Below are 2,061 nucleotides of genomic sequence, written 5' to 3' on the forward strand. Positions count from 1 at the left end.
GGCAATATAAACCCAAAATTGGTTGGCGATTGCAGCTGTGGCTATAAAGAGTGCTTCAAACAATAAAACAATGGGTATTGTTCGCGCTGGTTGGAAGCGATGCAAGAGGCGTGGTGCAATTGGTCCGGCACAAATTGCCCCGACAAGCCCTGCAAACAGCAGCATTGAAATAGATGCTGTGCTTTCTGCTAAGTGTAGAGCAAATGTAACTTGTGCTGTTTCATCGGCAAAGCTGCTAAAGCCCAAAACAAGGAAAAGTCCCATTTGGGTAAAAATCATGGATTTTTTCTTTGTCACAATGCTCCCCAACATGCTAAAGCTTTTACAGCTTTTAAAATTTCCTTCTGTGCTGTGTCATGTGGTTTATCATTTAATTTTGCTAGATCTAATTTTTTTCCTGATGAAAGTTGAGAAAGGAAATGTTCTAGATGAGAGCTATACTCAAAACTGGCGCAATGCCCATTTGCTGCGATGAGCAGTTCTTTTGTTTCAGTTAAGGGCACCCATTGCAGGGTTGCAGGTGGGCGAAGAGTGATTTCATTTTCAATTTCGGAGACGTCAACAAGGGGGCGACCGATGCATAAACGTGAACTTGTATCACAAATTAATTGAGAAACCAGCATATGGCGTTTTAAGGTACCATTTGCGATGGCGGAGTTTAGTGCAGAGTGTTGAAAAGCATTATCAGGGTTTAAATTTGCTCTTCCTGATGCGCGGATATCATGTCGCGTTCGATCATCAAGATGGAGTAAATGCGTGACATAATTTTTATGATGTTGTGCATCGTGTGCTGTTTCCCAAAAAGCAATATTGATATTTGCCGCGATATTTTTTCCAGTTTCAGCAACGTGGAAAGCATCATGGGGAAAGTAGGCAACACGGTCTGTACGGTTTTGCAGCGCAATTGCTGTTAATTTATGCGCTTCATATTCAGGATATTTTAGCCCTTGGAGGTCTTCTCGTGTACTGGGCCATGCAAACATTGTTTTGCCATCTTGTAGAGTAAAACCAAAATTATGAGCGTGATCTACATGGATCCCAACATGGGTAGAAGAATACCGGCCAATGAAGCAGTCAATATCTACGCGTCCACCAGGCCTAAAACCTAAAGAATGAGCTAATTGATCTGCAAATTGTTTTGCCACATCCCATAGAACAGGGGTTGCAGCGTATAATCCATAATACATGACCGCCCATTCTTGTCCTTCGGCATATTGGTCAACGCGGGCAGTATATTCTTCTATAGTTCTATCCGTATCTAAAACAAGAAAGTTTGAAAGAGGACGTGGACTCCGCACTCCATTAACCACTGTTACTACTTCGGATTTAGGATTAAGAGCTAAGAGTTTATGAGGATGTAGAGCGTATTGTCTTAAAGCATTCAAAACATCCCTTTCATCGAAAGGGATGTGTGAAATTGATAATTCAGCTGCTTGCTTAGCCCAAATTTTTTGAGAAAAGCTCTCTGAAAATAACTGAAACATGCTATTAAATAAGCTTAATTTTTAAAGTTGGATATGTAAATAGATCTGTATCAACAATACATTATTAAACTTCTAACGAACCATTCACATCAAGCTCATTTTGACAAATTTGAATATCGTTACGCTGTGCATACTTAGTAAGCATTGCAGTTGGCACAACTTCGTCAGCAGTCAATTCAACAGCATCTTTTACTTCATTAAGTGAAATATTCATGTATTTCCCCCCTTATAGTTGATAAAAAAACAATGATAACCAAAATAAAAAAATTACCACTTATTTCCTCTTAGTATAGATTTTATTTTTTGTCAAATGTTATGTTGATTGCAAAGAGCATTTTAAATAAGAGGGCTGAATTTTAGAGTGATTAAGAAGAATTTACAAAAAAAGCTGCACGCATAGTGCAGCTTTTTATGTATTTGCTTTAAAGGTAGACAGGTAGACGTTTTAAAGCATGAAAGTGTCTTTACGGCTTCTATAACCATAATAGCCAAAAACACTGGAAATAATGGCGCCTACCAGACTTCCTAAAAAGCCCCACCACCCCATATTGGAGGCTGTTTTTGTGGCTTTAGTCGC

At 39.1% G+C, this 2,061-nt stretch carries 2 protein-coding genes and 2 pseudogenes; all 4 read right to left on the minus strand.

The window, feature by feature from the left end:
• Positions 1–297, minus strand: a pseudogene (locus ACFINW_RS09825) (MFS transporter); the annotation flags it as partial.
• Positions 294–1,484, minus strand: a complete 1,191-nt coding sequence (locus ACFINW_RS09830; protein ID WP_375641284.1) for a hypothetical protein — start codon at positions 1,482–1,484, stop codon at positions 294–296. The pseudogene ACFINW_RS09825 and the gene ACFINW_RS09830, both read right to left, overlap by 4 nt.
• Before the next feature lie 64 nt (positions 1,485–1,548).
• Positions 1,549–1,698, minus strand: coding sequence for a hypothetical protein (locus tag ACFINW_RS09835; protein WP_375641282.1), 150 nt, complete (start codon positions 1,696–1,698; stop codon positions 1,549–1,551).
• A gap of 231 nt (positions 1,699–1,929) precedes the next feature.
• Positions 1,930–2,061 (minus strand): annotated as a pseudogene (locus ACFINW_RS09840) (DUF3792 domain-containing protein); the annotation flags it as partial.

The sequence above is a fragment of the Bartonella sp. AA18HLJMS genome (genome assembly GCF_042197245.1).
Lineage (GTDB): Bacteria > Pseudomonadota > Alphaproteobacteria > Rhizobiales > Rhizobiaceae > Bartonella.